Genomic DNA, 24,930 nt, shown 5'->3' with positions numbered 1-24,930 from the left:
GGAGCGCTGCAACGCAACGGGAAGCTTTGTTGCTCCGTGTGAATTTCGGCGCGGCTAGCGTCCGCCGACCATCTGCAGGAACTCCCCCTCGGAGAGAACTTCGATCTGTTGGCCGCGGCTGTGCAACTCCAGGACCCGCTTTGCTTTGCCTGTGAGGCGACCGTTCCGGAGATCGCCGGCCACAAAGCCGTCGCCTACCACCAGGACCGTGGTCCTTCCGGTCACGCGACTCTCCGGTCGCGCGCCCATCTCCGCAGCCCGCTGTTTCGCTTCGGGCCGGGCAATGGCCAGCTCACCGGTGAAGACGACAGTCTGCCCGAACAGGGGGTGGCCCGGTTCCGCTGCGGGGTTGGGCGCCGGATTGGTGCCTTCTTCCGGCCAATTGCTCCAGGCCCGTCCAAGCTGGCCGGCGCCATTCCCGACGCCGGATCGGCCAGCGACCGCGTCGCGTCCTCCACCGACGGCGGCGAGCGCAGCGAGGGTTTGCTTGGACAGGCCGTCTCCGGGTTGGAAGGCCTGCTGTTTGGGTATGGCCAGGCCGAGGGACAAGTAGAGCTCAGCGATGCTGTTGGCGTTGTTCCGGTGCGCGATGTCCACCAGGATTCCGGCGCAAGCCCGGGCGTCCTCGGCGGCGTCGTGATGGTTCACGAGGGGCACGCCGGCCTCCTCCGCGGCATAGGGCAAGGAATTGGACACCAAGGAGTAGCAGCGCCGGGACAACATCACCGTGCAGACGTACTCGTAAGCGGGACCCGGGAGGCCGGAAACTTCGAGCCCGGAACGGATAACCCCGAGATCGAACGCCGCATTGTGGGCGGCAAGGATGTCCCCGCCTATGAAAGCCCCGATTTCAGGGAAGAGTTCGCCAAAGCGCAGAGCGCCCGCTACGTCCTCGGCCCGGATGCCGTGGATCCGGGTGTTGTGGTACTCGAAGTGGTCATGGTTTTCCGGCGGCCGCATGAGCCAAGAGGCTTCCTCCACCACAACTCCGCCACGGACCTTGCTCAGGCCGACCGAGCACGGAGAACCCCTGAAGCCGTTCGCAGTTTCAAAGTCAATCGCCGTAAAGTCCAATGCCACTGGTCAAGGTTACAGGTGGAAACGGGTCCGCATGACGGTCGTGACGGCCACCACGCTACGCACGCCGGGCTCGTGTTTCCCGGGGACCGGCCGGGTACCCGCCGCGGCGGCTGGCCACGATGATCGCGAGGGCTGCCGCCGTCGGGACCGCTGCTGCCAACGGTACCCACAGCGCGCCGACAGTGGTAAGGGCCAGGGCGCCGTACCCGGCCCCGACGGCGATGCCCAGTTGGATGGTAACCACCGTCAAGCCGTTGGCTGCGTCCTTGTGTTCTCCGCCGGCGCGGAGGATGGCTGCCTGGTTGTAGATACCGATGGCCCCAAAGGCGGCTCCCCACATGGTCACCAAGACGAGTTCGCCCATCCAAGTGCCGCCGAGGAGCGGCAAGAGGCCGAAGGCGACCACGAGCAGGGCGACTGCGGAAAGCAGGGAGCGCCGCGGATAGGAATCGGCAGTGAGACCGGCAATCCAGATCCCCACCAGGCTGGAGGCGCCCACCACGGACAGGGAAATGCTGGTGAAGGCATCCGGCAGGCCGGAGACGTGGAGGAACGGGGCGATGTAGGTGAAGAGCGTGAAGTGGCCCAAAAGCAAGAGCGGCCAGGCTGTGGCTACCGCGATCACGCCGGGCAGTTTCAGGGCTCCGCGGAGCGTCGGCGTAGTGTTGCCGTCCTCGTCGGGGGCGGCAGGGAGCACCCAAACGGCGAGCAAGGCGAGGACCGCACCGACTCCGGCCAGGATCAGGAAGGAGGCGCGCCACGTGAGCACAGAGCCCATCAGTGTGCCGATCGGAGCGCCGACCGCCAGCGCGATGCTGTTACCGCTGAAAACCATGGCCATTGCTTTGCCGACAGAGTGCGGTGGAACGATCCTCGACACGTAGGGGGCCATGCTTGACCACAACATCCCGTGGGCCACACCACCGAGAAGCCTCGCGGCGACTGCCAAGCCCAGGCTGGGGCTGGATGCCAACAGCACGTTGCTGAGTGCGAACGCGAGCACGGTGGCGATCAACAACGCTTTGCGGGGGACTCGTCCGCCCAGCAGCCTCGACAAGGGAAGCGCCGTGAAGACGATGACTGCTGCATAGGCGGCCGTCAGGGAACCTACGGCCGATTCTCCTACTCCGAGGTCCCGGCTGATCTGGGGCAGCAGCCCGGACGGGAGGAGTTCGGTGGTGACGGCAGTGAAGCCTGCTGCGGCGAGGATGAGAAGACCTCCCCACGGGAACCTCCGTGCTCGGAGCGATCCCTCGTTGACCTGCTGGGAAGCGGGCTGCATGGACGCACGTGTCATGCGGTGTCCTTAGGCGTCGTTGTAGGCGAGATTGCTGGAGAGGTCACGGTGGGCCTCGGCCTGAGCCCGGAGAGCCTTGGCCCGCTGCTCGAAGACACCCACAGCGTCCGCCCCTGCAGCGAACCGCAGCGGAGGCTCATCCAGCTCCGCCAGTTGGACAAGCGCGTCGGCGAGCTTGGCGGGGTCCCCGCCTTGCTGTCCGTCCATGCTGCACCAGGCGGCAACCGTCTCCTCGGTCCGCTGTGCGTAATCCTCGATGGTGGATTCCGCGTAGCTTGTGGATTCCGGCGTGAGCAACTCGGTTCGGAAGAACCCCGGTTCTACGAGCATGGTGCGGATCCCGAACGGTGCGATTTCGGGGGCGAGGGACTCTGCCCAGCCTTCGACGCCGAACTTGGACGCTGCGTAAGCTGTCAGGAACTCTCCGCCGGCGATGCCGGCGGTCGAGGAGATCGTGACAACCAGGCCCGAGCGCTGGGCCCGCAGGACCGGCAGGGCCGCACGGGTGACGTTCATGGGCCCGAACAGGGTGGTTTCGATCTGTGCCCGGAAGTCATCGGGGCTGATTTCCTCGAAGAACCCGGCGTAGAAGTTGCCGGCGTTGTCCACGAGCACATCGATCCGGCCGAACCGCTCGACGGCGGCCTGCACGGCCGCTTCCGCCGCGGCGGGGTCGGTGACGTCCAGCTTCACCGCCAGGAGGTCCTCGTTTTCGCCGATGGCTTGGGCGACTTTTTCCGGTGTGCGGCCCGTTGCGACGACCGCGTGGCCAGCTGCGAGTGCCGCCTTCGCGATGTCTGTTCCCATACCGCGGCCAGCTCCGGTGATGAACCAGACCTTCTTCCCGGTCATGCTTTCCTTCTGTCCTGCTTTGTAGTCCTGTTCAGTCATGGGGTGTCTTTCCTGCGTTGGGTGTTCCTGGCCGCGAAGGGGAAGGCAAGCCAGGGGCGTTGAATCCACCGACAGGATCGCCGGTGGTGGTTGTTTCGGGAGGCGATGCCGCCCAGCTGGCGAGAAACGCCAGCGCATTTTCGGACGGGGAGCCGGGCTCCGCCGTGAAAGTGAACAGGGTCTGCCCCTCATCGCCCGGAAGGCTCAGCGTCTCGAACTGCAGGGACAGATCCCCGGCCACCGGATGGTGGAAGCGCTTAGTCCCCGCCGTGTGGATCCGCACATCGTGTCCGGCCCACAGCGCGGCGAACAGTGCGCTGCGCGTGGTCAGCTCCCCGACCAACTCGTTCAGCACCCGGTCGTCGGGGTTCCGCCCCGATTCCGAGCGCAACATCGCGACCGTGGTCGCCGCGACCGCGCGCCAATCAGAGTAGAAATCGCCCGCGCCCGGATCGAGGAAGAGATAGCGCGCCTGGTTTGGCAGCCGCCCCGGAGTCCCCGGCACGGACTGTCCGGCGGGGTTGAGCCGTGCAGCGGGGTTGAACTGCGCAGCTGAGTTGAACTGTGCGGCGGAGCCGTACACCGGCCCGTAAAGCGCCCGGCCCAACAGATTTGCGGCCAGTACTTCCGAACGGCCGTTCTGCACGATGCCGACCGCTCCGGTCATCCCGTCAAGCAGACGCTGCACCCCGGGACGGACCCTTTGCTGCGGTGGCCGGCGCGGCGCCCGCAGCGACGGCGCGTTGGCAGCCCTTGCGAGATCCATCAGGTGCGCCCGCTCGGCCTCGTCCAACTGAAGGGCCGATGACACGGCCTCGAGCACAGTGTCCGAGACGCCGCGAATACTGCCGCGTTCCAGGCGGGTGTAGTAATCCGTGCTCACCCCCGCGAGATGCGCCACTTCCTCGCGGCGCAAGCCCGGCACTCGGCGCAGGTTCCTGTATGTGGGGATGCCGGCCTGTTCCGGGCTGATCTTCGCTCGACGCGAGATCAGGAACTCACGGATTTCGTCTCTTCTGTCCACATCCACCACGCTACGCACACCGGGCGGCGGGTGGCAGTGTCTCTCAGACACCCCCAGCAGATGTCTCAAGGGCCCGACGGCGGTTGTCCCGTACCCTTGAACGGTGACCCTTTCTGCGATGAACGACTTTGCCGTATCCGCTTTGGGGGGTGCAGGACAGGTGCAGCCGCATATGTCCGCGCTCCTCCCCGACTGGTTGAACCCCCAAATCTTCCTGGCCGACCCAGCACTGGCACCATGGGTAGTCCTGCTCGTGTGCGGCATCGTGTTCGCCGAGACGGGACTCCTGGTGGGCTTCTTCCTGCCTGGCGACTCGATGCTCTTCACCGCAGGGCTGCTCGTCGCCACGGATACCATCAAGTTCAATATCTGGGCACTCGCCGCCCTCATCGTCGTGTCTGCGATCATCGGCAACCAGAGCGGCTACCTCATTGGTTCCAAAGCCGGACCGGCCATCTTCAACAAGCCTGATTCCAAGCTGTTCAAGCGGGAGAATGTCGAGAGCGCACACGCCTTCTTCGAAAAGCACGGCGGCAAGGCCCTGATCCTGGCCCGCTTCGTTCCGATCATCCGCACCTTCGTCCCGGTGATTGTCGGCGTCGCGCAAATGGACAAGCGCAAGTTCTTCATTTTCAACGTCATCGGCGCTGTGCTCTGGGGCGGCGGCGTCACGCTGCTCGGCTACCTGCTGGGCGACAAGGTTCCGTGGGTCCGGGACAACCTCGACATCATTTTCGTGGTCATCGTGCTGCTCTCGGTGGTCCCTGTGGCCGTCGAGGTCATCCGCGGCTTCCTGGCCAAGCGCAAGGCCACAGACCGCGGAACTGAACCCGTCGAGGAGTTCATCGAAGGACACGAAGCCGGAAAGCACGGCGAGGGCTAAGCCCACTGGCTTAAAGAAAGAGGCACCCCGCAATTCGTTTGCGGGGTGCCTCTCTCGTTAATGCTTGCGGGGAAAATCTAGCGCAGGGCGTCCACGATGGCCGGGAGCAGCGCCCTGAACGCCTTGCCGCGGTGGCTGATGGCGTTCTTCTCCTCGGAACTCAGCTCGGCGCAGCTGCGGTCCAGCCCCTGGGGCTGGAGTACGGGATCGTAACCGAATCCACCCGCGCCGCGGGGTTCACGCAAGAGGGTGCCTTCCAGCTGCCCGTATTCGACCACCTCGCGCGCCCCGCCGTCGACGGCGGCCGGTACAGCGAGCGCCGCCGCGCAGACAAACGCGGCTCCCCGGTGTGCGTCGGGGACGTCGGAGAGTTGCGCCAGCAAGAGTTGCAGGTTGGCGGCATCGTCACCGTGCCGGCCGGACCAGCGGGCCGAGAAGATGCCCGGGGCTCCGCCCAGCACGTCCACGGCCAGCCCCGAGTCATCGGCTATCGATACCATTCCTGTGGCTTCAGCCACGGCCCGTGCCTTGAGCAGGGAGTTCTCGGCGAACGTCACGCCGGTCTCGGCAACATCGGGAGCCCCGGCCGCAGCCGCGTCAATCACTTGGGTGTCGACGTCGAGTCCTGGCACCTGCCCCCTGAGGAGTTCCCTGAGTTCGCGCAGTTTTCCCTTGTTGTGGGTGGCGAGAACGAGCCGCGGCGTAGCTGCGATAGTTGCCCCGCTCACGGGGCCTCGGCCAGGGTCTCGCGCTGGATGGCCGCCAACTCTCCCGTGCCAATGAGGGCAAGGTCCAGCAACGCATTCAACTCATCGCGGTCGAAGGGTGCTCCCTCCGCGGTTCCCTGGACTTCCACGAACTTGCCGGAGCCTGTGACCACCACGTTCATGTCGGTTTCGGCGCGCACGTCCTCAACGTAGGGCAGGTCCAGCATCGGGATACCGTCAATGATTCCTACCGAGACGGCGGCGATGGTGTCGATCAGCGGCTGTGCGTTCTTGGCGATCATCTTGTTCTCGCGGGCAAAGCGGATCGCTTCGGCGAGCGCCACGTAGGCGCCGGTGATCGCAGCGGTGCGGGTGCCGCCGTCGGCCTGCAGGACATCGCAGTCCAGCACGATCGTGTTCTCGCCCAGGGCCTTGGTGTCGATGATGGAACGCAGTGAGCGGCCGATCAGGCGCGAAATTTCGTGGGTGCGTCCGCCGATCCTGCCTTTGACCGACTCACGGTCGGAACGGGTGTTCGTGGCCCGCGGCAGCATGGCGTATTCGGCCGTGACCCAGCCGCGGCCTTCGCCTTTGAGCCAGCGCGGAACGCCCTCGGTCAGGGAAGCCGTGCACAGCACCCGGGTGTTGCCGAATTCGATCAGGGCCGAACCTTCGGCCTGCTTGGACCAGCCGCGGGTGATGCTGATGGGACGGAGTTGATCGGGCGTACGGCCGTCGGCACGGATGACGGGGACAGATGTGGCTTCGGAAGTCATACTGCAAGCTTAGCGATCCCATGGCCCTAGCCTGACTGCGCGGCCGGACTCCTTCGTCGGGTGGTGGGGTTCAGACGGTGTAGTGGACTCCGGCAACCGCGACGGCGACATCGCCAGCGAACTCGGGCCGCGCCTCTGCCATGACTTTGGTCTGCGATGTCCACACCGGGATGTGGGTCAGCAGGAGGCGTCGGGCTCCGGCGGCTGTGGCTGCCTGGCCCGCGCGCTTGCCGGTCATGTGCACATCCTTGATGGCGTCGTCGCGCCCTTCTTCAAAGGCGGCCTCGCACAGGAAGAGATCGGCGTTGCGGGCGGCATCTTCAAGGCCGGGGCAGGAGTCGGTGTCTCCCGAGTACGTGAGGATCCTGCTCACGGCTTTGCCTTCTTTGTCCGGCTCGGTGACCTCCACGCGCAGCGCGTAGGCCTCTTCCACCGGGTGGTTCACGGTGTACGGCGTCACGGTGAACGGTCCGAGCTGCACGGATTGGCGTTCGCTCCAGTTGCTGAAGTCGAATTCCTCGTGCATTCCGGGGTCCAGGTCCAGGCCGTAGGCGGTGGCCATGCGGTCGGCTGTCGCGGCGGGACCCCAGACGGGGATCCGGTCCCGTCCCCAGCCGCCCGGCTTCCAGCGGACGGCCACGTGCAGTCCGCAGAGGTCCATGCAATGGTCCGGGTGCAGGTGGGTCAGGAAGATGGCGTCGATATCTTCGAGGTCCGTGTAGCGCTGGATGGCCCCGAGGGCACCGCTGCCGAGGTCCATGACGATCTTCCACTGGCGTTCACCGTCGTGCGCGGTCAGCAGATAGCACGACGCCGGAGAACCCGGACCGGGGAAGGAACCTGTGCAGCCAACAATGGTCAGTTTCACTGGATGCGGCCCCCGCGGGCCGCGCCGAATTCGTTCACGGTGAACGCTGCAGGGTCAACGAAATTGGACGTCCTCGCATGGTGGCCTCCAGCGCGGGCGGCCTCCAGCATTTCCGGGGTGATGCGGGCGAGGCTTCCGGTCGGGTATTGGGCGGCCACATGGTCCACGTGGCGCACGGACAGGACCTCCGGGCCGAGGAAACGTCGCGCCAGGGTTTCGAACTGGGCGGCGTCGCCAGTGGCCATGAAGTCGTGCCGGGGCAAACCGGCATCGGTCCGTTGGATCCCGTGGGTGGCCAAGGCGCGGTACACGTCTTTGGCGGTCTCCTCGGCGCTGGACACAAGGGTGACGTCTTCTCCCATGACGTAGGAGATGACGCCAGTGAGCAACGGATAGTGAGTGCAACCGAGCACCACGGTATCCACGCCGGCGTCCCTGAGCGGCTCCAGGTATTCGTGGGCCGCGGCCAGCAGCTCGGGACCGGTGGTGATGCCGGCTTCCACGAAGCTCACGAATTCCGGACAGGCCGCCGAGGTGATGTTCAAGTCCGGGGCTGCGGCAAAGGTGTCCTCGTAAGCGCGGGAACCCACCGTGGCCGATGTCCCGATCACGCCGATCCGGCCGGATCTCGTCGCGGACACCGCCCGGCGGACTGCGGGTTGGATGACCTCGATGACGGGAATCCCGTAGCGGGCCGTATAGCGTTCGCGGGCATCGCGCAAAACTGCGGCCGAGGCTGAGTTGCAGGCGATGGTCAGGAGCTTGACCCCGGAGTCCACGAGCTCGTCCATGACGCCGAGGGCATTGGCCCGGACTTCGGCGATGGGGAGCGGTCCGTACGGTCCGTTGGCAGTGTCCCCCACGTAGATGATTGACTCATTCGGCAATTGGTCGATGATGGACCGTGCCACGGTGAGTCCGCCGACTCCGGAATCGAAGACGCCGATGGGGCGCGATCCCAGCAAGGGGTTGGGTGCTTTGCTGTTCAGTGTTTCCAGCTTGCGCTGTGTTTCCGGCTTGCGCTGGGATTCCAACGCCGCTGCGGCGCTCTCCCCATCCGATACCGCGTCCGATGCTGAGTTCATGATTCTTAGAGAATAAGCCAAGGCATGTGCTGCAGCCACGACATGTGGCGGGGGCCTCGTGTCTGTTTTGTCACACGGACGGCCTTGGGCGCCGGTAATTTCACTCAGGGCTTCCGGTCCATCGAGGCCATCATGGCCTGGACCAGCGATTCCTGGAGCCAGGTGGTGAAGTTGTAGACGAGCGCCAGGTAGCTCTCTACGTCTTCGGCCTGGGACCAGTCCTGCATGGCGTGGACGTGGTCGGCATCTGCTTCGTCGCGGATATCGAGGCGCTCGGCCAGCACCAAACGAACATCGTTAAGCGCCATGGACCAGAGCTTCGCCTCCTCCCGGGTGAGGACGAGCTCGTCTCGGTCCAGGCCCATCGCGGCGGCCCGAAGCGCGCCGATTTTCCCCTCCCGCAGCGAGCGTTCGGTGAGCTGGCGGAACTCAAGGGACGCGGCGTCGTCGTTCTTCATGACGTTCGGCAAGAGCCGCAATAGGGCGCGATCGGACGGTTCCTTGACATTCATGTCCAGACCGATCAAGGCCGTCAGGGGATCTTCGTTCCCGGACAGCTCCGGTTCCAGCATTGAAATGACATCGTCCAGGAGTCCGCGCAGGAGTTCGCGCTCGGCGGGCTCAAGGTAGCCGGTAATGCCTTTGAGCCCGTACTTGAAAGCCTTAGCCACGTGCGCCGCCCTTGCGTCCCCGGCCGTCGCCGCTGCTGCTTGCCTTTTCAACCGTTGCCCACAAACCGTAGCCATGCATGGCAACTGCGTGCTGCTCCACTTGTTCCTTGCCACCGTACGCCACGATGGAACGGCCCTTCTTGTGGACCTCGAGCATGAGTTTGTTGGATTTGGCCTCGGAATAGCCGAAGTAGCTCTGGAACACGTAGCTCACATAGCTCATGAGATTGACGGGATCGTTCCAGATCACCAGGTTCCAAGGGATGTCAGCAGCGCTGAGGAGGTCGGTGGACGACTGCTCCGAGATGTCCGTCCGTTCCTCTCCCTTTAAGCCTGCGTCTGTCACTGTGTTGGTGACGGGGGCGACGGTAGTGGTCATCTGTCCATTCTATGGCGATGGTGGGCCCGCGCCGGCGAGACCTGGGAGCCGGTGGGTGGGCCCACACCGGCGAGGGCCCCGGGTTGAGCGGAGCGAGACCTGGGAGCCGGTGGGTGGGCCCACACCGGCGAGGGCCCCGGGTTGAGCGGAGCGAGACCTGGGAGCCGGTGGGGACTAGAGTGAATTCGTGAGTAGATCCGTCGCCTGGGACCACCCCCGCACGTCGTTGTACACCGATCACTATGAGCTGACAATGCTGGAAGCTGCCCTCCATTCGGGCGCGGCACACCGGCGCTCCGTCTTCGAAGCCTTCGCTCGCCGCCTGCCCGACGGCCGCCGCTACGGCATCGTCGCCGGGACCGGCCGGCTGCTTGAGGGAATCAAGGACTTCCGTTTCGGCGACGCCGAGCTCGCGTTCCTCGATCAGCACAAAGTAGTGGACAGGCAGACGCTGGATTTCCTCGCGGACTACAGGTTTTCCGGCGACATCTGGGGCTACCCGGAGGGCGAGGCCTACTTCCCCGGCTCCCCCATCCTGATCGTCGAATCCACCTTCGCGGAAGCGTGCATCCTGGAAACGTACATCTTGTCCGTGCTCAACCATGACACCGCGATTGCTTCGGCCGCCTCCCGGATGACCAGCGCGGCCGGTAACCGGCCGTGCATCGAGATGGGCTCCCGACGCACCCAGGAGGAATCCGCGACGGCGGCAGCCCGCGCCGCGGTCATCGCCGGTTTTGGCAGTACCTCCAACCTTGAGGCCGGCCGCCGTTACGGCATCAAGACCGTGGGCACGGCCGCCCACTCGTTCACGCTCCTGCACGATACCGAGCGCGAGGCCTTCGAAGCGCAGATCTCCGCCTTCGGACCGGGAACGACGCTTCTGGTGGACACTTACGACGTCGAGGTCGGGGTACGCACTGCGGTGGAACTCGCAGGTGACAAGCTCGGGGCCGTCCGCCTCGACTCCGGAGACCTCGTGGCCCAGGCCCAGTGGGTCCGCGAGCTGCTGGACAACCTCGGCAACACCAACACTCGGATCGTCGTCACCTCGGATCTCGATGAATTCGCCATCGCAGCCCTGCAATCGGCCCCGGTGGATGTGTACGGCGTGGGCACCTCCCTGGTCACAGGATCGGGAGCCCCGACGGCCAGCATGGTCTACAAACTGGTCAGCCGGACCAACGATGCCGGCGAATTCGTTCCCGTGGCCAAGATAGCCAAAAACAAGGCCAGCGTGGGCGGCCGCAAATACGCCCTCCGCAAACTCAACGAACTCGGCATCGCAACCCAGGAGATCGTGGGCATCGGACACCGGCCGGAAGACGACGGCAACGACCGCCCGCTGCTCCAGCAGTTCATCAAGAATGGCGAACTGCTCCCGGGTTGGACAGGACACGAGGGCGTGGTCCGGGCCCAGGAACGGCATGCTGCCACCATGGCCGAACTCCCCCCGGTAGTCCGGAGGCTGCAGCGCGGCGAGCCGGCAATCCCCACTGTCTACGAGGAGGACTGAATGTCCCGTGCCCTGATTATCGTGGACGTCCAGAACGATTTCTGCGAGGGCGGGTCCCTCGCCGTGGAAGGTGGCGCCGCCACGGCTGCCGCCATCAGCGAATTCCTTGACGCGAACCACCAGCACTTTGACCACGTCGTGGCCACGCAGGACTGGCACGTGGACCCGGGTAGCCATTTTTCGGAAACACCGGACCTGGTGGACAGTTGGCCCCCGCATTGCCGCGCCGGGAGCAAGGGCGCCGAACTCCACCCGGATCTCGACGCCGAGTACGTCCAGGCTTACTTCCGCAAGGGACAGTACACCGCGGCCTATTCAGGATTCGAAGGAGTCCTGGCACCCGAAGACGAAGTCCCCATGGGCGAGCTCGCGCCGGGCGCCGTTCCCTCCGTCGAGCTGGACGAGGACGCCCTCGGGCTCGACGACTGGCTGCAGAGCCACGGAGTGGAAGAAGTGGTGGTGGTGGGAATCGCCACGGACTACTGCGTCAGGGCCACCGCACTGGACGCCGTCCAGGCGGGCTACTCCGTGACAGTGATTGGTGAACTCACCGCCGGAATCGCGGAGGATCTTGACGAGACCTTCGCGGAGCTGGAAGAAAACGGCGTCGAACTAGCGCAGCCCTAAGGGCCGGGGCCCCGCCAAGCGGCCAGCGGTTCTACTTCCGCCCGATGAACCAATCCTGAAGCTTGCGCAGCCGCGACTGCAATTGCTCCTCGTTTGCCTGCGCGACGGCCGGTCCGCCACAAACCTCGCGCAACTTGTTGTGGACCACGCCGTGCGGGGTACCGGTGCGGGCCGACCAGGCCGCGACGTTTTTCGCCAGCTCATTGCGCAGGTCCATCAGCATGCGATGGTCCGGAATAGCGGGCGACGCGGCGGCGGCCAACGGAGATTGGCGCTTCTTCCTCGACTGCTGGTCGTGCTGCCGCTGCCGGAGCAACGTTCCCACCTGTTCGGCGTCGAGCAGCCCGGGGATCCCGAGGAAATCAAGTTCGTCCTCGGACCCGATATCGGCTCCCGTGCCGAATTCGCCGCCGTCGAACAGCACCCTGTCAAAGGATGCCTGGGAATCGAGGGCCTCGAATTTGCCCTTCTCCAAGGAGTCCGAGGCCTTCTCTTCGCGGTTGGCCTCGGCCATCAGGTTCTCTTCGGGGTTGAAGAGCCCGTCCGCGTCTTCCTTCTCGGGCCGGTCCAGCGCGTGGTCCCGCTCGGCTTCCATGGAGTTGGCCAAGGCCATGAGCGGCGGCACGGACGGCAAGAAGACCGACGCCGTTTCCCCACGTTTGCGGGCACGGACGAAGCGGCCCACGGCTTGGGCGAAGAACAGTGGCGTGGACGTGGACGTCGCGTAGACGCCGACCGAAAGCCGGGGGACGTCAACGCCTTCGGACACCATGCGGACGGCCACCATCCAGCGCTTCTCGCTGGCGGTGAACTCCTCGATCTTGTGTGAAGCCTTGGAATCATCGGACAGGATCACCGTGGGCGACTGACCCGTGATCTTCTTGAGCTGGCCGGCATAGGCGCGGGCGTCGTCGTGATCCGTGGCTATCACCAGGCCGCCGGCGTCGGGCACGGTACGGCGCACCTCGCTGAGGCGCTTGTCGGCGGCAGCGAGAACCGCGGGGATCCATTCCCCGCCGGGGTTCAGCGCGGTCCGCCAGGCCTGGGAGGTGATGTCCTTGGTCACGGCAGCCTCACCGAGGGAAGCCGCCATTTCGTCTCCGGCGCTGGTACGCCAACGCATCTGGCCCGAATACGCCATGAACAGCACGGGACGGACGACGTGGTCCCTCAAGGCATTGCCGTAGCCGTAGGTGTAGTCCGCCTTCGAGCGGCGGATGCCGTCGCGGTCTTCGGCGTATTCGACGAAAGGGATGGGTGAGGTATCGGAACGGAAAGGCGTGCCCGTGAGGGCCAGGCGCCGCGTCGCAGGATCGAAGGCCTCACGCAATCCGTCGCCCCAGGACAACGCTTCGCCACCGTGGTGGATTTCGTCGAGGATGACTAGGGTGCGTGCGGCCTCGGTCTTGGCCCGGTGGAGCATGGGCTTGCTTGCCACCTGCGCATAAGTCACCGCGACGCCGACGAAGCCCCTGCCGTGCTGGCCATCTGAATTCTTGAAGTTCGGATCGATGGCAATGCCCACCTTGGCCGCGGCATCCGCCCACTGCCGTTTCAGGTGGTCGGTGGGAGCGACGATCGTCACGCGGTTCACGGTTCCACTGTCAAGGAGTATTGACGCAATCCGCAGGGCAAAGGTGGTCTTACCTGCGCCCGGCGTTGCCACGGCGAGAAAATCGCGCGGACTCGCGTTCAGGTACAGGTCCAGCGCTTCCTGCTGCCAGGCGCGCAGCTTCGGGGCGGTTCCCCAGGCTGCGCGTTCCGGATATGCGGGAGGCAGCGCAGGGCCGCCGAAAAGTGTTTCAGTCACGCGGATTCCACCCGCCTGGCGTCTGCCTGACTCGCGGCAATCAAGCCGCGGGCCACGCCACCAGGCGCAGCTCTGCGCAGGCCGCTGCGCGAGGCAGCAACGATTCCAAGCAAGGCCGCTGCAGCCAGCGAAACCCAAATAACCACAAAAAACACCAATCTGTTCCGGATGCGCCGAATCACGCAGGGCAGCAAACAGGCAGAAAAAAACACTCCCCCGCCTACTACCAGGAAAAACCCGACTACTGGGGCTTACTCGCTACTTGGAGTTGCCCGAGCCGTTGCCCTTGTCTCCGCCGTCGTTACCGGGGCGAAGTCCTTCATAGATTTCTTTGCACTCGGGGCAGACCGGGAACTTTTGCGGGTCCCGGCCAGGGGTCCACACTTTGCCGCACAGCGCAATCACGGGCTCGCCTGTCATGGCGGACTCCATGATTTTTTCCTTGCGGACATAGTGCGAAAAACGCTCCCGGTCACCGGGTTCCACTTCCTGGCGCACTTCCTCGCGCTCAATGGTTGCAGTGGAAGTTCCGGCTCCGGAAAGCTCGCGCATGGGATCGTTTTCGAATGGGTCCGGAGGAAGCGTCGTCATGCCATCCATCTTAGCCGCTGCAGCTTCGCGATCAGATGCACGGCGTCAGATGCCCTGCCAATTCGGCTTGTTGTCATAGGTGTGGCGGTAGTAGTCGGCGAGCTTGAGCGAGGATGCCGCAGCTTCATCGATCAGGATGGTGGCGTGCTGGTGCATCTGCAGCACCGATGCCGCGCAGATGGCCGCCACCGGCCCTTCGACAAAGTCCCTGACCGCCTGGGCCTTCTGCGCCCCCGTGGCAATCAGGACAACATGCCGGGCATCCATGATGGTTCCGAGACCTTGAGTCACCACGTGGTGCGGGACATCGTCAATGCTCTTGAAGAAGCGGGCGTTGTCCTTGCGGGTCTGCTCGATCAGCGTCTTGATCCGGGTCCGCGAAGCGAGCGAGGAGCCGGGCTCATTGAATCCAATGTGGCCGTCCGTGCCCACGCCGAGGATCTGCAGGTCAACGCCGCCGAGTGCCCGCATGGAGTCCTCGTACGCCTGGCAGGCCGCAGGAAGGTCGGCCGCGGTACCGTCCGGGCTGTGGACATTGGCGGGGTCGATATTGACCCGGTCCGTGAATTCACGGCGGATGACTTCACGGTACGATTCCGGATGCCCCGGCTTGAGCCCGACGTATTCGTCAAGGGCGAAGGCGTGTGCCTGGCTGAAGTCGAGGCCCCTTTCCTGGTGGCGGCGCGCAAGCTCGTCATAGACAGGGAGCGGAGAGGACCCCGTGGCCAGGCCCAGGACGGCGTTCGGCTTTCGGAGGAGCAGCGCCTCGATGGCATCCGCGGCAAGCGCCCCGATCTGCTTGCTTCCCGGAAGGATGACAACTTCCATCGTCCACGACCTTTCTAGCTGTGTTTCCCGGATCGACTGGTTCAAACTCGAGGTTATCCCATGTCCCATAACTTGTCATTGTTGTCCATGGAATCAACGGTTGACGCTCAATTGCGCGAAGAGCTCCGGCCCGCGCCGGTCAAGCCAGCGGCCGCCGATCCGGACACCGGCCACGAACAGGGCCACTCCAAGAACCGTACCAATTGCCAGATTGATCCATCCCCACAGCGGATCGCCTGTGACCGACTGGACAATCACAAGTACAAGTTCAGGAAGGACCAGGAGGAACAGCACCGCCATTCCCCCGAACTGGACGGCCAGGGTCTGGGCAACGTTTCCTGGCGGCTTCTTGAACGGGCTGTCACCGGGCAACGGCACGCTGGACGTATACCGCGCCGACACGATGGAGGCCAAGCCCAGGCCCGTGAACAGAACGCCCAGGGACAGACCCAGAACACAGGGCAACCAGCCCCATTCTCCCGTCAGGAAAAAGGGCCCGACGGCGAAGATCAGCACCACAGGGAGTGCGAATACCAGGCAGGCCAAGGCCCGGCCGAGCCGGTCATGGATACCGCGTACCCCGGTGGCCAGATGCAAGGCAAATGCGGTGTTGTCGTAGGAAACATCTGCGGCTATGGACCATGCGAGGATAAAGGCAGCCAACGGCCCCAGAATCACCAGCATGGAATAGCTTCCGGACTGCCCGGACTGGAACAGGAAAATCACGGGCAACAACGGGACCACCATCAGCGAGGCTGCGTAGCGCGGATCGCGGATCCAGTAGCTGAGGGCGCGCGCGGCAATAGCCCCGGTGGGAGTCGCCGGCAGTAGTCCGAACAAGCCAAGTTTCCCGCCGCGTTTCCCTGATCCACCGGAATATGGCGGAGTGACCAGCGCCCGCTTGAGCAGGGCATTCCATCCGGCAAATAACACGAGGAGAGTGGCCAGGGCGATCAACGCCTTCAGGCCGGCAGCAGCAACGTCTCCGGACGCCAGATCGCCGCCAAGCGACCAGGAAGCTCCGAGCGGAGTCCAGGAGACCGTCCGGGCAAGTTCGGGGAGATAACCGGTGGAACTGGACACTCCCCTGAAGACGCCGGCCACAATCGGTCCCATCAGCACGAGCGGCACAAAGACCACAATGCTGCTCACATCCTTGAAACGGCGGGAGGCTGCGAGGCTGGCCGTCGCCGTAGTGACCACTTTCGACAAGACCACGCAGCTCAGCACGCCCAACACTGCGCCCAGCAGGGCGCCGAGCACCGCCGGCACGCTGCGCCACCATGTTGCCGCCGTGAAGAGCGCCACAATCATCGTGGACAGCCCCGGCAATCCGATGAATCCCGCGAGGGCGAGGCCGGTCAGCAGCTGACGCATGGGGATCGCCGACGTCGTGAAGCGGGAGGGGTCAAGCGTCATGTCCGCGGCCGAGGCCATGAGGGGAACCACAGCCCAGGCCAGGAGCGCGGCGGCGCCGCCGAGGACGACGGCGGTGTGGGCCGTCTCGGCGTCGGCCCACCGCAGGGCCACGAGCGCGCCCGCCAGGGTCGCGACGACTCCCAGTGCATAGAGCCCGCCGATCGCGATTCCCACAAGCTGGCCCGGGCTGCGTCGGAAGCCGTTCAGCAGGAGCCGCCACTTCAGGCTCAGAAGGTGCGCAACCATTCCAGGCCTCCCGTCTGGTTCCCGCCGCCCACCAGCTGGACAAAACGGTCCTCAAGCGTGGCGCCGTCGCGGACCTCGTCGACGGTTCCGGCGGCGAGGACCCTGCCAGCAGCCACAACGGCAACGTGGTCGCACATGCGCTGCACAAGGTCCATGACGTGGCTCGAGACGATGACCGTCCCTCCCGAGGCCACGTAGTTGTCAAGAATTCCCCTGATGTTGGCAGCCGAGACGGGATCGACGGACTCAAAGGGCTCGTCCAGCACCAGCAGCCTGGGCGCATGGATAAGCGCCGAGGCGAGGGCAATCTTCTTTGTCATGCCGGCGGAGTAGTCCACCACGAGGGTGCCGGCGTCGCCGCTCAAATCCAGCGCGGCCATCAGTTCCCCCACCCTTTGGGCAACGACGTCCCTGTCCATGCCCCGGAGCAAGCCGGCGTAAGTGACCAGCTGTTCACCCGTCAATCGGTCGAAGAGGCGAACGCCGTCGGGCAGTATCCCCATCAGCTTCTTGGCTTCGAGCGGTTTCGCCCACACGTCCACGCCGTGGATGTAGGCTGTCCCGAAATCCGGCCGCAGGAGCCCCGTGGCCATGGACAACGTGGTCGTCTTGCCCGCCCCGTTGGGACCAACGACCCCATAGAAGGAGCCAGCGGGCACATCCAGGCTGATGCCGTCGACGGCGACCTTGCCGCCAAAGCGTTTCGCCAGTCCGCGCAGGGCCAGGGCAGGCACCGGGGAGGTATGAGGGGAACCGGGAAGCTGGACAGTCATGCAGCCAGCCTAGCCCCGGGGACGCTCCCAGGAGTCGTCCCCGAGGGGGAACTACGGAGCCCCTTTCCGGAGCCGCCTCATCCCAAAGGACTAGATCGCCAACGGGTTCGCACCCGAAGGACCAGCCCTCAGAAGCTGTGCCGTGGAACCGCGCGCTGATACTGTGGCGCCCAGTCCAAGGGGAACCCGAGTTCAAAAGCCGCGCGAAGCCACCAGTGCGGATCGCGGAGGGCTGCCCGTGCCATGAATACGCCGTCGGCTTGGCCGGTGGCCACAGTGTGTTCGGCCTGTCCGGACGACGTCAGGAAGCCGACGGCCCCGGTGGGAACCCCTGCTTCGCGCCGGATCTGCTCGGAGAATCCCGTCTGATATCCAGGTCCGGCCTTGATCCGCTGGTGGGCCACAGCGCCACCGCTGGAGACGTCCACCAAGTCCACGCCGTGCTCGGACGCAGCCCGCGCGAGGCGCACGGAGGCGTCAATGTCTACGCCACCCTCTGCCCAATCACTGGCGGAAATCCGCAGCAACAAGGGCATCGAATCGGGGATGACCGCACGGACGGCGTCGATGACCGCAAGCATCAAACGGTTCCGGCCGGCCTCAGTCCCTCCCCAGGAATCATGGCGCTTGTTGATCAGGGGACTTTGGAATTCGTGGAGGAGGTAGCCATGCGCGCCGTGGATCTCCACCGTGTCGAACCCGGCGTCCACGGCCCGTAAGGCTGCCGCCGCGAAGTCGGAAATGACGGCTTGGATGTCCGCCTCGCTCATGGCAAGAGGACTTACAAGCCCGGCAAAGGCCTCCAGCCCGGGGCCCTTGGCCACCCAACCGCCGTCGGACTCCGCCACGGATCCGTTCTCTTCGGCGAAAGGCCAGTAGGTCGAAGCCTTGCGGCCTGCGTGCGCCAGTTGGACACCGATCTTGCCGCCCACGGCACTGTTGCGGTGGACGAAGTCCACAATCCGCTCCCAGGCGGCCGCCTGCTCATCCGTGTACAGCCCGGCATCCCGCGGGCTGATCCGTCCCTCGGGGCTGACGGCCGACGCCTCGGTGAGGATGAGGGCCGCGCCGCCCGTGGCAAACGCTCCAAGATGCACCAGGTGCCAATCGTTGGGCACGCCGCCCCCGCCGTCGGGCGAGCAACTGTACTGGCACATCGGCGAAACCCAGCCACGATGCGGCAACGTCAAGGAACGCAATTGAAGCGGGCTGAACAGAGCGGGTTGCGTCATTAGAAGAGGACCCGCGCCAGACCTTGCCGGGCCTTGGCCACGCGTTCGTCTGCAATGCCGACGACGTCGAACAGTTCCAGCAGGCGCACACGCGCCGTTTCCCGCTCGGGACCGAAGTTGCGGCCAATGAAGGCGACAATGCGGTTGAACGCGTCCTCGATGTGTCCACCCGAGATGTCCAGGTCCGCCACCGTGAGCTGCACTTCGATGTTGTCCGGCTCCTGCGCCGCCTGATGACGCGTGGCTTCGGCTTCCGTTGCCGTCAGGAGCTCGAGCCTGCCCATCAGTTCAACTTGGGCGAGTCCGGCCTTCGCCTCGGCATCAGCCGGTTTCTCGGCCAGGGCCTGGCGGTAAGCGGTGGCGGCAGCGGCGTAGTCCCCGGCTTCAATGGCATCGAAGGCTGCCTGGTGCAGCGGTGGCAGAGGGCGGGCCTCCGCGCCAGCTGCACCTGCACCGATACTGCCCGTTACGCCGTTGGCTTCGGCCACCTTGAGGAGTTCATCGATGAGGCTGCGGATTTCCTCGTCCGAAGCAGGCCCCTCGAAGAGCGGCACCGGCTGGCCCTTCAAGACGGCGACGGCGGTAGGGACGGCCTGGACCTGGAATGCCTGTGCAAGCTGCGGGAACGCGTCAACGTCCGCCGCGGCCAGCACCACTTTGCCGGCGTAGCCTTCGACGACACCTTCGAGGCTATGCAGGAGGGTCGAAGCCTCCAGGGAGCGGTTTGACCATAGAAGGAAAAGGACGGGAATCTGCGCGGACAGCTGGACGAGGTCCTGGAAATTGGCCTCGGTGGCATCTACGCGCAGGGGCTGGCTGCTTCCGGGGCTTCCGCCGGAGGCAGCCGGGGCACCGCTCGATGCCGCCGGCGCGGGACGCCGCAATGCGGAGAGGTCGACGGCGCCGCGCAGGTTGAGCTGGCTGGCAGCGGCTGGAGAGACGGGACGGGATCCTGGCGAACTCATACCGTCCACTCTAGCCGCTGCGCCAACAGCATTTGCCTACTTGAAGCTGGCTCCCACCAGACCGCGGACCGCGGCAACGAGCTTCATCGGAGCAGTCGAACCTGCCGGTGGAATGTAGATCGCTACCGACTCCGAGAAGGTCTGCACGAGGCCAACCTTCGTGGAATCCCCGCCCGCAAGCACTGCCGCGGCTTTGTCCACGGTGAGCGTGTCACCGTCGGCCTTGGGCTTGCTGGTGAAGTCGAAGTCCAGCTTTCCCACCACCACAGCGCCGCCGTCGGAGGTCCGGAACACTGCCGTATCCGCCGGAGAGGGCGTGTGCGTGAAGGTGAAATCGCCATTGGTTCCGGACTTGACGGTGCTCGCCTGGTAGTCCAGTACATCCGCAATGTATGGCGAGTTGGTGCCCTCCACGAGCTTGTCCTTGAATGCCGAATCCGCCTTGGTCAAGCGATCGCCCAGGGCTGCCAGCGCCTCGGTCCCGCTGTACTGCAGCCCGGACTTGTCTCCGGCCGCTATCTGCGCGGTTCCGCCCAAGGGGATCGCCGGGAATGACGTTCCGGGCTGAAGCGGGGACGTGCTCTTCAGCTTGTAGTTCTCTCGCGGCGAGGCCTGCACGAGGGTCAGGACCTGGGGAACCACGTTGCCATCGCCTTGCGTCACGGCGATCACGGTGCGTGGCCAGGTTCGCTGGGTGGAGATGACGCTGCCGAGCAATTTGCTGGATCGGACGGGCATCCGCGCCTCGTGCGTGGCAACCTGGGACCGGATCTTGTAGTTCTGCGTGCGCACCTGCAACTCCGTGCCGTCAACCCGGGGAGTGAGCTTGGAGGCGTCACGTGCGGCATCCCCGGCGGCCACTGCGCCGGCCACCTGGTCCAGGATGCGCTTGAGCTGCGCGTCCACGAGGACCGGGACGGCCTGCGCACCGGCGGTCTCGGCCGGGCTCGCCGTCGCGGATCCGGAGGGAGAAGGACTCTCGGCCGCTTGGGCGCCTGCCGCGGTGCCACCCACGAGGGCCGTCACAACAGCTGCAGCTACAAGCGAAATGCGGAGCACGGGGCCGCCGCTTGTGCCCTTCTTGGTGTCCTCGGGAGCGGTGTCCTCGCCGATGATGTCCTTATCGCTTTCGTTCTCGGTGACCTCAGCGGTGTCCTTGTCGGTTTCCTTTTCGGTTTCCGTGTTCCCGCCGCCCCGCGGACCGTTGGGGCGTGCGCCCCTGCCTCGGCCCCTGGTGAACTTGCTGACGAACGGCAACGCCGCACCCGCGGCAATGAGGATCGCGCCAATGACAATCAGCGGGACAGCCCACGGCATGGTGGCATCGTTGGCGAACGTTACGGAGACCGACGACGGCGCCGGCTTGGTTCCGTCGCTAGCCAGGAGGAGCGACCAGTTGCCACTCGCGGGCGGGGAGAAGGTGTAGTCCAGCTGTCCGCTGGCGTTCTCCGTTTCCACCCACAGGTCAGATCCGGCAGGCGACGGAGCGGTTGCTTCGCCGTCGGTCCCGGCAACCTGGAGGGACTTGCCGTCCGCGGAGACGCCGGTGATGCTGTTGTGGGCGGTCTTGCCTACCCACGCATCGACGTCATCCGGACGTCCAACAGCCAACACGAACTTGCCATCGCCCTTGATGCTGATCTGTTTGGGACCGCCCTTGTGGGTCAACACGTCTTGGGTGATCACGGTCAGCGGAGCGGCTTTGGAGTCGCCGGGGGCGGACGCGGTTACGGTCTCGGCCGGGGCCCAAAAGGTCAGCTGGCCAATGCCGGCCAACAGTGTCAGCAGGCCAAGCAGCACCAGCGAAACTGCAGTCTTCAATCGCACAGGAATACCAATCATCAGCGGTCGTTGAACTTCAAGGGTAACGGTTTTGTTACCAATGAGTCAGTTCGGGGTCCTCCCAAAGGGCTTCCCGACGCACGGTTCACCCCCTAGAATTCGCCAATTCGGGCCTCCTGATAGTGTGGCGAACAACATGGCATCGGGCATTCCTCGAGCCTGACCGCGGAACGAAAAGGCAGCTGAAACACGTGAAAGAGCGCAAGGATCCAACTCCCGCCGAACAACAACCGGGGGTCACCCCGGATGGCTCGGCTAATGGGTCTGCCCAGGACGGCAGGGATCACGGCGAAGGCCTGATGGCATCCTTCGTCCGCCGCCTCCGCCAACCTATTCCGGGCGCCCAACCACGGGTCCGTTTCGAGATGCCTCCCGAACTTGAGCACGACGCGGCAACCGGGCCCGCCCAGGATGAATCCGACGGTCCGCGCTTCGGTTCCCCCGGCCCGAGAATGTCCGCGCAACATCCGCTCTATGTCGGCTTCATGGGCACGGCCGGCGTCGGCGTCGCCCTCATGCTGTATTACATCGGCACCAATACCGTCCAACTGCTGTTGTGGATCGTTACGGCCCTGTTCATTGCTTTGGGACTGGACCCCGTGGTCCGCTGGCTCGAAAACCGCAAGGTTCCGCGCCCGGCCGGCGTCGTCATCGCCGTCGGAGTCCTCGTTGCCGGAGTGGCGGCGTTTTTCGCCACCCTCATCCCCACCATCGTGGAACAGGTCTCGCAGATCGTTCAGCAGGCTCCGGACTGGATCCGGGGCTTCGTCAATTCTGATTTCTTCCGCTCCGTGGACAGCCAATTCGGTGTACGCGACAAGATCAGCCAGGAACTCGACAAGTTCGTCAAGAACCCGGATGCCATAGGCGGCATTTTCGGCGGCGTCGTAGGTTTCGGGTCGACGGTGGCCAACGGCGTGTTCGGGACGCTGATCGTCCTGGTCCTCAGCCTCTACTTCCTCGGCGCCCTGCCCGCCATGAAGAGATGGGGATATCGGCTCGCACCGCGGTCGCGCCGGCCCCGCGTGGAGGCATTGTCCGAAGAAATCACGCGCTCGGTAGGCAACTACGTGATCGGCCAGGTGTGCGTGGCCTTGCTTAACGCTTTGTTCGCCTTCATCGTCATGAGCATCCTGCGTATTCCGTTCAGCGTCCTGCTGGCCTTCGTGGTTGCCTTGCTTGCGTTCATTCCCCTGGTGGGCGGAATGATTGCCGCGGTGGTGGTCATTCTGGTGGCCTTGACCGCCGGCTGGCAGACGGCCGTGATCTACGCCATCTGCTACTTCGCCTATCTGCAGTTCGAGGCCTACTTCATCTCTCCGCGCATCATGCAGAAGGCCGTCGCCGTTCCGGGTGCTGTTGCCGTGATCTCGGTGATCGCAGGCGGCAGCCTACTGGGCGTGCTCGGCGCCTTGATCGCCATCCCGACGGCGGCAGCCATCATGCTGCTGATCAAGGAAGTCTTCATCGTCCGCCAGGACCGCCACTAGGCCTGCCAGCTCAAGCGGTGGCCACCGGACCTGTCCAGTGGCGCGGCAGGCCATCCGGTCCTGCACCGGTTTCCGTCACGTCGTCCACGATCTCGTCCAAAACCCGCGCCGCGTACTTCTCGCCGACCCACAGGTGCTTGGCGCCGTCGATCCCGAGGACACGGGCCTGAGGCACTAGGCTGAATCGTTCGGCGGCCTCGGCGGGCTGGAGATAGTCGTCGTGTTCCGGAACCAGGACTGTCAGCGGTTTTCCCGCGGCAGCCCATTCCTTCAGGTGCACATCCGTGGCCCGGTGCAGCGGCGGAGACAGCAGCACGGCGCCCTCCACCTGCGAGGCCACGGGCTCAACGGCCCCGTACATCAAGGCCAGCTCGGTGCCGAAGGACCAGCCCACCAACCAGCGGTTCGGAAGCCCGCGTTCCACCGCGAAGCGAACAGCAGCCTCGACGTCGTAGCGCTCACCGATTCCCTCGTCGAACTGGCCCTGACTCGTACCCCGAGGCGAATGCGTCCCCCGCGTGTTGAAGCGCAGAACCGCGACGCCGGCCAGTGCCGGAAGCCGATAGGACGCCTTCCGGTAGACGTGCGAATCCATGAATCCGCCGTGCGTCGGCAAGGGGTGCAGGGTAATAAGCGTCGCCGCGATCTCGCCGGACTCCGGCAGCGCCAGCTCCCCCACGAGCAACTTGCCGTCTTCGGTGCGGAACTCAACGTTCTCGCGGTGCGCCGGCAAGACCGTGGATGCCCTGATGTCCGTGGCAGACTCCGGCTGGCTGAAAACGAGGGAAGCAGGATCGAAACTCATGCTTCCAAGCTTAAGTGCTCAGCGGTACCTGTAGGTTCGGCCCGTCCAGCAGTTGTTGTGCCAGTGGCGGCGTTCCGCCAACCCTGCGGCATCGCCGAAGAGGTGCGTCTCGGACCACACCACCAAGTGGGCGATTCCGGGCATGATGGCCATCGAACAACCGGGACAGATATAGGTCTTCTCGCCATTCCTTGCGGTCATGGTCCGGACCATCCACTCGCCGTCGGGGGCGCTTTCCCTGCGGGCAATGCCCGAACGGGCACGTTCCAGATCCAGTTCCTGCGACTCGCCTGTCCGTTTCCAGCTTGCCTTGGCTGATTCGGTGCGTCGGGGGCGGTTGGAGCGGGGCATGACTCCATTCTGCCCCAGTCGCCAGTTGCGCGCGGCAGAGGAAGCGGCAGAGGAAGTAAAGTGGAGCGGTGCGACTCGTCATAGCCCGTTGTTCCGTAGATTACGTTGGCCGCCTCAAGGCCCATCTCCCGCTTGCCACCCGGCTTTTGCTCGTCAAATCCGATGGTTCCGTGCTGGTCCACTCCGACGGCGGCTCCTACAAGCCGCTGAACTGGATGAGCCCGCCCGCTAACCTGCGGGTGACCACGCCGGAGGAGACCGAGGTCGAAGAAGGCGTGGTGGAGCAGTGGACCGTGCAGTCGGCCAAGACCGATGACCGGCTCATCATCAACATCTACGAGCAACTCCATGACACTTCCCACGACCTCGGAACGGACCCCGGGCTCATCAAGGACGGGGTCGAAGCTGATCTGCAGCGACTGCTCGCCGAGCAGATCGAAACCCTTGGCACCGGTTATTCGCTCATCCGGCGCGAATACTTCACTGCCATCGGTCCGGTGGACATCCTCGCCCGGGACGGCGAGGGCCGGACAGTCGCCGTCGAGCTCAAGCGGCGCGGCGACATCGACGGCGTCGAGCAGCTCACGCGCTACCTTGAACTGCTCAACCGCGATCCGCTGCTGGCGCCGGTGCGGGGCATTTTCGCCGCCCAGCAGATCAAGCCGCAGGCAAAGGTCCTTGCCAACGACCGCGGAATCGACTGCATCACCCTGGACTATGACGCGATGCGCGGCGTAGACGACAGCGAGTCACGCTTGTTCTAGCCTTCATCCC

The 24,930-nt window shown here is 65.0% G+C and carries 25 protein-coding genes; 5 read left to right on the top strand and 20 right to left on the bottom strand.

The features are described 5' to 3' along the window. Nucleotides 1–54: 54 nt before the first annotated feature. Genes NFJ07_RS03470 through NFJ07_RS03455 form a run of 4 tightly spaced genes read right to left on the bottom strand, consistent with a single transcriptional unit; the run spans nucleotide 55 to nucleotide 4,292 of the window. Nucleotides 55–1,080 (bottom strand): exonuclease domain-containing protein, encoded by a 1,026-nt coding sequence (locus NFJ07_RS03470; RefSeq protein ID WP_269992526.1) that lies wholly within the window; start codon nucleotides 1,078–1,080, stop codon nucleotides 55–57. A 55-nt stretch (nucleotides 1,081–1,135) separates the two neighbouring features. Continuing rightward, nucleotides 1,136–2,362: an MFS transporter gene (locus NFJ07_RS03465; protein WP_442865281.1), complete on the bottom strand. Its 1,227-nt coding sequence runs from the start codon at nucleotides 2,360–2,362 to the stop codon at nucleotides 1,136–1,138. A 24-nt stretch (nucleotides 2,363–2,386) separates the two neighbouring features. Further along, nucleotides 2,387–3,268, bottom strand: a complete 882-nt coding sequence (locus NFJ07_RS03460) for an SDR family oxidoreductase (RefSeq protein ID WP_269992523.1) — start codon at nucleotides 3,266–3,268, stop codon at nucleotides 2,387–2,389. Beyond that, nucleotides 3,261–4,292, bottom strand: coding sequence for a helix-turn-helix transcriptional regulator (locus tag NFJ07_RS03455; RefSeq protein ID WP_269992522.1), 1,032 nt, complete (start codon nucleotides 4,290–4,292; stop codon nucleotides 3,261–3,263). Before NFJ07_RS03455 ends, NFJ07_RS03460 begins: the two co-directional genes overlap by 8 nt. A 118-nt stretch (nucleotides 4,293–4,410) precedes the next feature. On the opposite strand from NFJ07_RS03455, the gene NFJ07_RS03450 reads away from it, so the two are divergent. After that, nucleotides 4,411–5,175 carry a VTT domain-containing protein gene (locus NFJ07_RS03450; RefSeq protein WP_269992674.1) on the top strand — a complete coding sequence of 255 codons (765 nt, stop codon included), beginning with the start codon at nucleotides 4,411–4,413 and terminating at the stop codon, nucleotides 5,173–5,175. A 77-nt stretch (nucleotides 5,176–5,252) separates the two neighbouring features. On the opposite strand, the gene rdgB is transcribed toward NFJ07_RS03450, so the two are convergent. The 6 genes from rdgB to clpS all read right to left on the bottom strand — a co-directional run bounded on the left by rdgB (nucleotide 5,253) and on the right by clpS (nucleotide 9,661). Beyond that, nucleotides 5,253–5,903, bottom strand: a complete 651-nt coding sequence (rdgB, locus tag NFJ07_RS03445; RefSeq protein ID WP_269992521.1) for an RdgB/HAM1 family non-canonical purine NTP pyrophosphatase — start codon at nucleotides 5,901–5,903, stop codon at nucleotides 5,253–5,255. Beyond that, complete coding sequence (gene rph, locus NFJ07_RS03440; RefSeq protein ID WP_078108499.1) at nucleotides 5,900–6,658, bottom strand: ribonuclease PH; 759 nt, start codon at nucleotides 6,656–6,658, stop codon at nucleotides 5,900–5,902. The genes rdgB and rph overlap by 4 nt, the downstream gene beginning before the upstream one ends. Before the next feature lie 70 nt (nucleotides 6,659–6,728). Beyond that, entirely contained in the window at nucleotides 6,729–7,526 is a 798-nt protein-coding gene (locus NFJ07_RS03435) for an MBL fold metallo-hydrolase (RefSeq protein WP_269992520.1), read from the bottom strand. Continuing rightward, nucleotides 7,523–8,611 carry a glutamate racemase gene (gene murI / locus NFJ07_RS03430; protein WP_269992518.1) on the bottom strand — a complete coding sequence of 363 codons (1,089 nt, stop codon included), beginning with the start codon at nucleotides 8,609–8,611 and terminating at the stop codon, nucleotides 7,523–7,525. The genes NFJ07_RS03435 and murI overlap by 4 nt, the downstream gene beginning before the upstream one ends. A gap of 104 nt (nucleotides 8,612–8,715) precedes the next feature. Continuing rightward, nucleotides 8,716–9,282 (bottom strand): DUF2017 domain-containing protein, encoded by a 567-nt coding sequence (locus NFJ07_RS03425; protein WP_269992517.1) that lies wholly within the window; start codon nucleotides 9,280–9,282, stop codon nucleotides 8,716–8,718. Further along, on the bottom strand, nucleotides 9,275–9,661 hold the full coding sequence (clpS, locus tag NFJ07_RS03420; RefSeq protein ID WP_269992516.1) for an ATP-dependent Clp protease adapter ClpS: 387 nt from the start codon (nucleotides 9,659–9,661) through the stop codon (nucleotides 9,275–9,277). The genes NFJ07_RS03425 and clpS overlap by 8 nt, the downstream gene beginning before the upstream one ends. Before the next feature lie 187 nt (nucleotides 9,662–9,848). On the opposite strand from clpS, the gene NFJ07_RS03415 reads away from it, so the two are divergent. After that, entirely contained in the window at nucleotides 9,849–11,177 is a 1,329-nt protein-coding gene (locus tag NFJ07_RS03415) for a nicotinate phosphoribosyltransferase (RefSeq protein ID WP_269992515.1), read from the top strand. Continuing rightward, on the top strand, nucleotides 11,178–11,804 hold the full coding sequence (locus NFJ07_RS03410; RefSeq protein ID WP_269992513.1) for an isochorismatase family protein: 627 nt from the start codon (nucleotides 11,178–11,180) through the stop codon (nucleotides 11,802–11,804). Nucleotides 11,805–11,835: 31 nt separating this feature from the next. Here NFJ07_RS03410 and NFJ07_RS03405 read toward each other — a convergent pair whose 3' ends face one another. From NFJ07_RS03405 to NFJ07_RS03370, 8 genes are all read right to left on the bottom strand, one after another. After that, nucleotides 11,836–13,614, bottom strand: coding sequence for a DEAD/DEAH box helicase (locus NFJ07_RS03405; protein ID WP_269992510.1), 1,779 nt, complete (start codon nucleotides 13,612–13,614; stop codon nucleotides 11,836–11,838). Nucleotides 13,615–13,872: 258 nt separating this feature from the next. Then, nucleotides 13,873–14,214 carry a DUF3039 domain-containing protein gene (locus tag NFJ07_RS03400; protein WP_269992509.1) on the bottom strand — a complete coding sequence of 114 codons (342 nt, stop codon included), beginning with the start codon at nucleotides 14,212–14,214 and terminating at the stop codon, nucleotides 13,873–13,875. 36 nt (nucleotides 14,215–14,250) lie between these two features. Continuing rightward, on the bottom strand, nucleotides 14,251–15,033 hold the full coding sequence (gene nagB, locus NFJ07_RS03395; RefSeq protein ID WP_269992507.1) for a glucosamine-6-phosphate deaminase: 783 nt from the start codon (nucleotides 15,031–15,033) through the stop codon (nucleotides 14,251–14,253). A 93-nt stretch (nucleotides 15,034–15,126) separates the two neighbouring features. Then, nucleotides 15,127–16,698, bottom strand: coding sequence for a transporter (locus NFJ07_RS03390; protein WP_269992506.1), 1,572 nt, complete (start codon nucleotides 16,696–16,698; stop codon nucleotides 15,127–15,129). Continuing rightward, nucleotides 16,680–17,471, bottom strand: a complete 792-nt coding sequence (locus NFJ07_RS03385) for an ABC transporter ATP-binding protein (protein ID WP_269992504.1) — start codon at nucleotides 17,469–17,471, stop codon at nucleotides 16,680–16,682. The genes NFJ07_RS03390 and NFJ07_RS03385 overlap by 19 nt, the downstream gene beginning before the upstream one ends. 128 nt (nucleotides 17,472–17,599) lie before the next feature. Next, the gene (locus NFJ07_RS03380; protein WP_269992503.1) at nucleotides 17,600–18,703 is read right to left on the bottom strand and encodes an NADH:flavin oxidoreductase/NADH oxidase; all 1,104 of its coding nucleotides are present in this window, start codon (nucleotides 18,701–18,703) and stop codon (nucleotides 17,600–17,602) included. Then, nucleotides 18,703–19,668, bottom strand: coding sequence for a tetratricopeptide repeat protein (locus NFJ07_RS03375; RefSeq protein WP_269992502.1), 966 nt, complete (start codon nucleotides 19,666–19,668; stop codon nucleotides 18,703–18,705). Before NFJ07_RS03375 ends, NFJ07_RS03380 begins: the two co-directional genes overlap by 1 nt. A 36-nt stretch (nucleotides 19,669–19,704) precedes the next feature. Next, nucleotides 19,705–21,510: a hypothetical protein gene (locus NFJ07_RS03370; RefSeq protein ID WP_269992500.1), complete on the bottom strand. Its 1,806-nt coding sequence runs from the start codon at nucleotides 21,508–21,510 to the stop codon at nucleotides 19,705–19,707. 299 nt (nucleotides 21,511–21,809) lie between these two features. Here NFJ07_RS03370 and NFJ07_RS03365 point away from each other — a divergent pair, with 299 nt between their 5' ends. After that, complete coding sequence (locus NFJ07_RS03365; protein ID WP_269992672.1) at nucleotides 21,810–23,000, top strand: AI-2E family transporter; 1,191 nt, start codon at nucleotides 21,810–21,812, stop codon at nucleotides 22,998–23,000. Nucleotides 23,001–23,010: 10 nt separating this feature from the next. Here NFJ07_RS03365 and NFJ07_RS03360 read toward each other — a convergent pair whose 3' ends face one another. Continuing rightward, on the bottom strand, nucleotides 23,011–23,805 hold the full coding sequence (locus NFJ07_RS03360) for an alpha/beta hydrolase (RefSeq protein ID WP_269992498.1): 795 nt from the start codon (nucleotides 23,803–23,805) through the stop codon (nucleotides 23,011–23,013). An 18-nt stretch (nucleotides 23,806–23,823) separates the two neighbouring features. Further along, nucleotides 23,824–24,156 (bottom strand): ATP/GTP-binding protein, encoded by a 333-nt coding sequence (locus NFJ07_RS03355; RefSeq protein ID WP_269992497.1) that lies wholly within the window; start codon nucleotides 24,154–24,156, stop codon nucleotides 23,824–23,826. A 68-nt stretch (nucleotides 24,157–24,224) separates the two neighbouring features. On the opposite strand from NFJ07_RS03355, the gene nucS reads away from it, so the two are divergent. Then, on the top strand, nucleotides 24,225–24,920 hold the full coding sequence (gene nucS / locus NFJ07_RS03350) for an endonuclease NucS (RefSeq protein WP_269992496.1): 696 nt from the start codon (nucleotides 24,225–24,227) through the stop codon (nucleotides 24,918–24,920). The last annotated feature ends 10 nt before the right edge of the window (nucleotides 24,921–24,930 follow it).

It is taken from the genome of Arthrobacter sp. B2a2-09 (assembly GCF_027587375.1).
GTDB lineage: Bacteria > Actinomycetota > Actinomycetes > Actinomycetales > Micrococcaceae > Arthrobacter.
Note: the sequence above shows the minus strand (reverse complement) of the source record. Positions and strands in the feature narration are given on the sequence as shown.

Excerpts from the sequence above, each read along its gene's own strand:
- NFJ07_RS03465 (WP_442865281.1), bottom strand. The coding sequence starts at position 2,362 with ATGCAGCCCGCTTCCCAGCAGGTCAACGAGGGATCGCTCCGAGCACGG.
- NFJ07_RS03460 (WP_269992523.1), bottom strand. The coding sequence starts at position 3,268 with ATGACTGAACAGGACTACAAAGCAGGACAGAAGGAAAGCATGACCGGG.
- NFJ07_RS03450 (WP_269992674.1), top strand. The coding sequence starts at position 4,411 with ATGAACGACTTTGCCGTATCCGCTTTGGGGGGTGCAGGACAGGTGCAG.
- rph (WP_078108499.1), bottom strand. The coding sequence starts at position 6,658 with ATGACTTCCGAAGCCACATCTGTCCCCGTCATCCGTGCCGACGGCCGT.
- murI (WP_269992518.1), bottom strand. The coding sequence starts at position 8,611 with ATGAACTCAGCATCGGACGCGGTATCGGATGGGGAGAGCGCCGCAGCG.
- clpS (WP_269992516.1), bottom strand. The coding sequence starts at position 9,661 with ATGACCACTACCGTCGCCCCCGTCACCAACACAGTGACAGACGCAGGC.
- NFJ07_RS03410 (WP_269992513.1), top strand. The coding sequence starts at position 11,178 with ATGTCCCGTGCCCTGATTATCGTGGACGTCCAGAACGATTTCTGCGAG.
- NFJ07_RS03400 (WP_269992509.1), bottom strand. The coding sequence starts at position 14,214 with ATGGATGGCATGACGACGCTTCCTCCGGACCCATTCGAAAACGATCCC.
- nagB (WP_269992507.1), bottom strand. The coding sequence starts at position 15,033 with ATGGAAGTTGTCATCCTTCCGGGAAGCAAGCAGATCGGGGCGCTTGCC.
- NFJ07_RS03390 (WP_269992506.1), bottom strand. The coding sequence starts at position 16,698 with ATGGTTGCGCACCTTCTGAGCCTGAAGTGGCGGCTCCTGCTGAACGGC.
- NFJ07_RS03385 (WP_269992504.1), bottom strand. The coding sequence starts at position 17,471 with ATGACTGTCCAGCTTCCCGGTTCCCCTCATACCTCCCCGGTGCCTGCC.
- NFJ07_RS03380 (WP_269992503.1), bottom strand. The coding sequence starts at position 18,703 with ATGACGCAACCCGCTCTGTTCAGCCCGCTTCAATTGCGTTCCTTGACG.
- NFJ07_RS03375 (WP_269992502.1), bottom strand. The coding sequence starts at position 19,668 with ATGAGTTCGCCAGGATCCCGTCCCGTCTCTCCAGCCGCTGCCAGCCAG.
- NFJ07_RS03370 (WP_269992500.1), bottom strand. The coding sequence starts at position 21,510 with ATGATTGGTATTCCTGTGCGATTGAAGACTGCAGTTTCGCTGGTGCTG.
- NFJ07_RS03365 (WP_269992672.1), top strand. The coding sequence starts at position 21,810 with ATGGCATCCTTCGTCCGCCGCCTCCGCCAACCTATTCCGGGCGCCCAA.
- NFJ07_RS03360 (WP_269992498.1), bottom strand. The coding sequence starts at position 23,805 with ATGAGTTTCGATCCTGCTTCCCTCGTTTTCAGCCAGCCGGAGTCTGCC.
- NFJ07_RS03355 (WP_269992497.1), bottom strand. The coding sequence starts at position 24,156 with ATGCCCCGCTCCAACCGCCCCCGACGCACCGAATCAGCCAAGGCAAGC.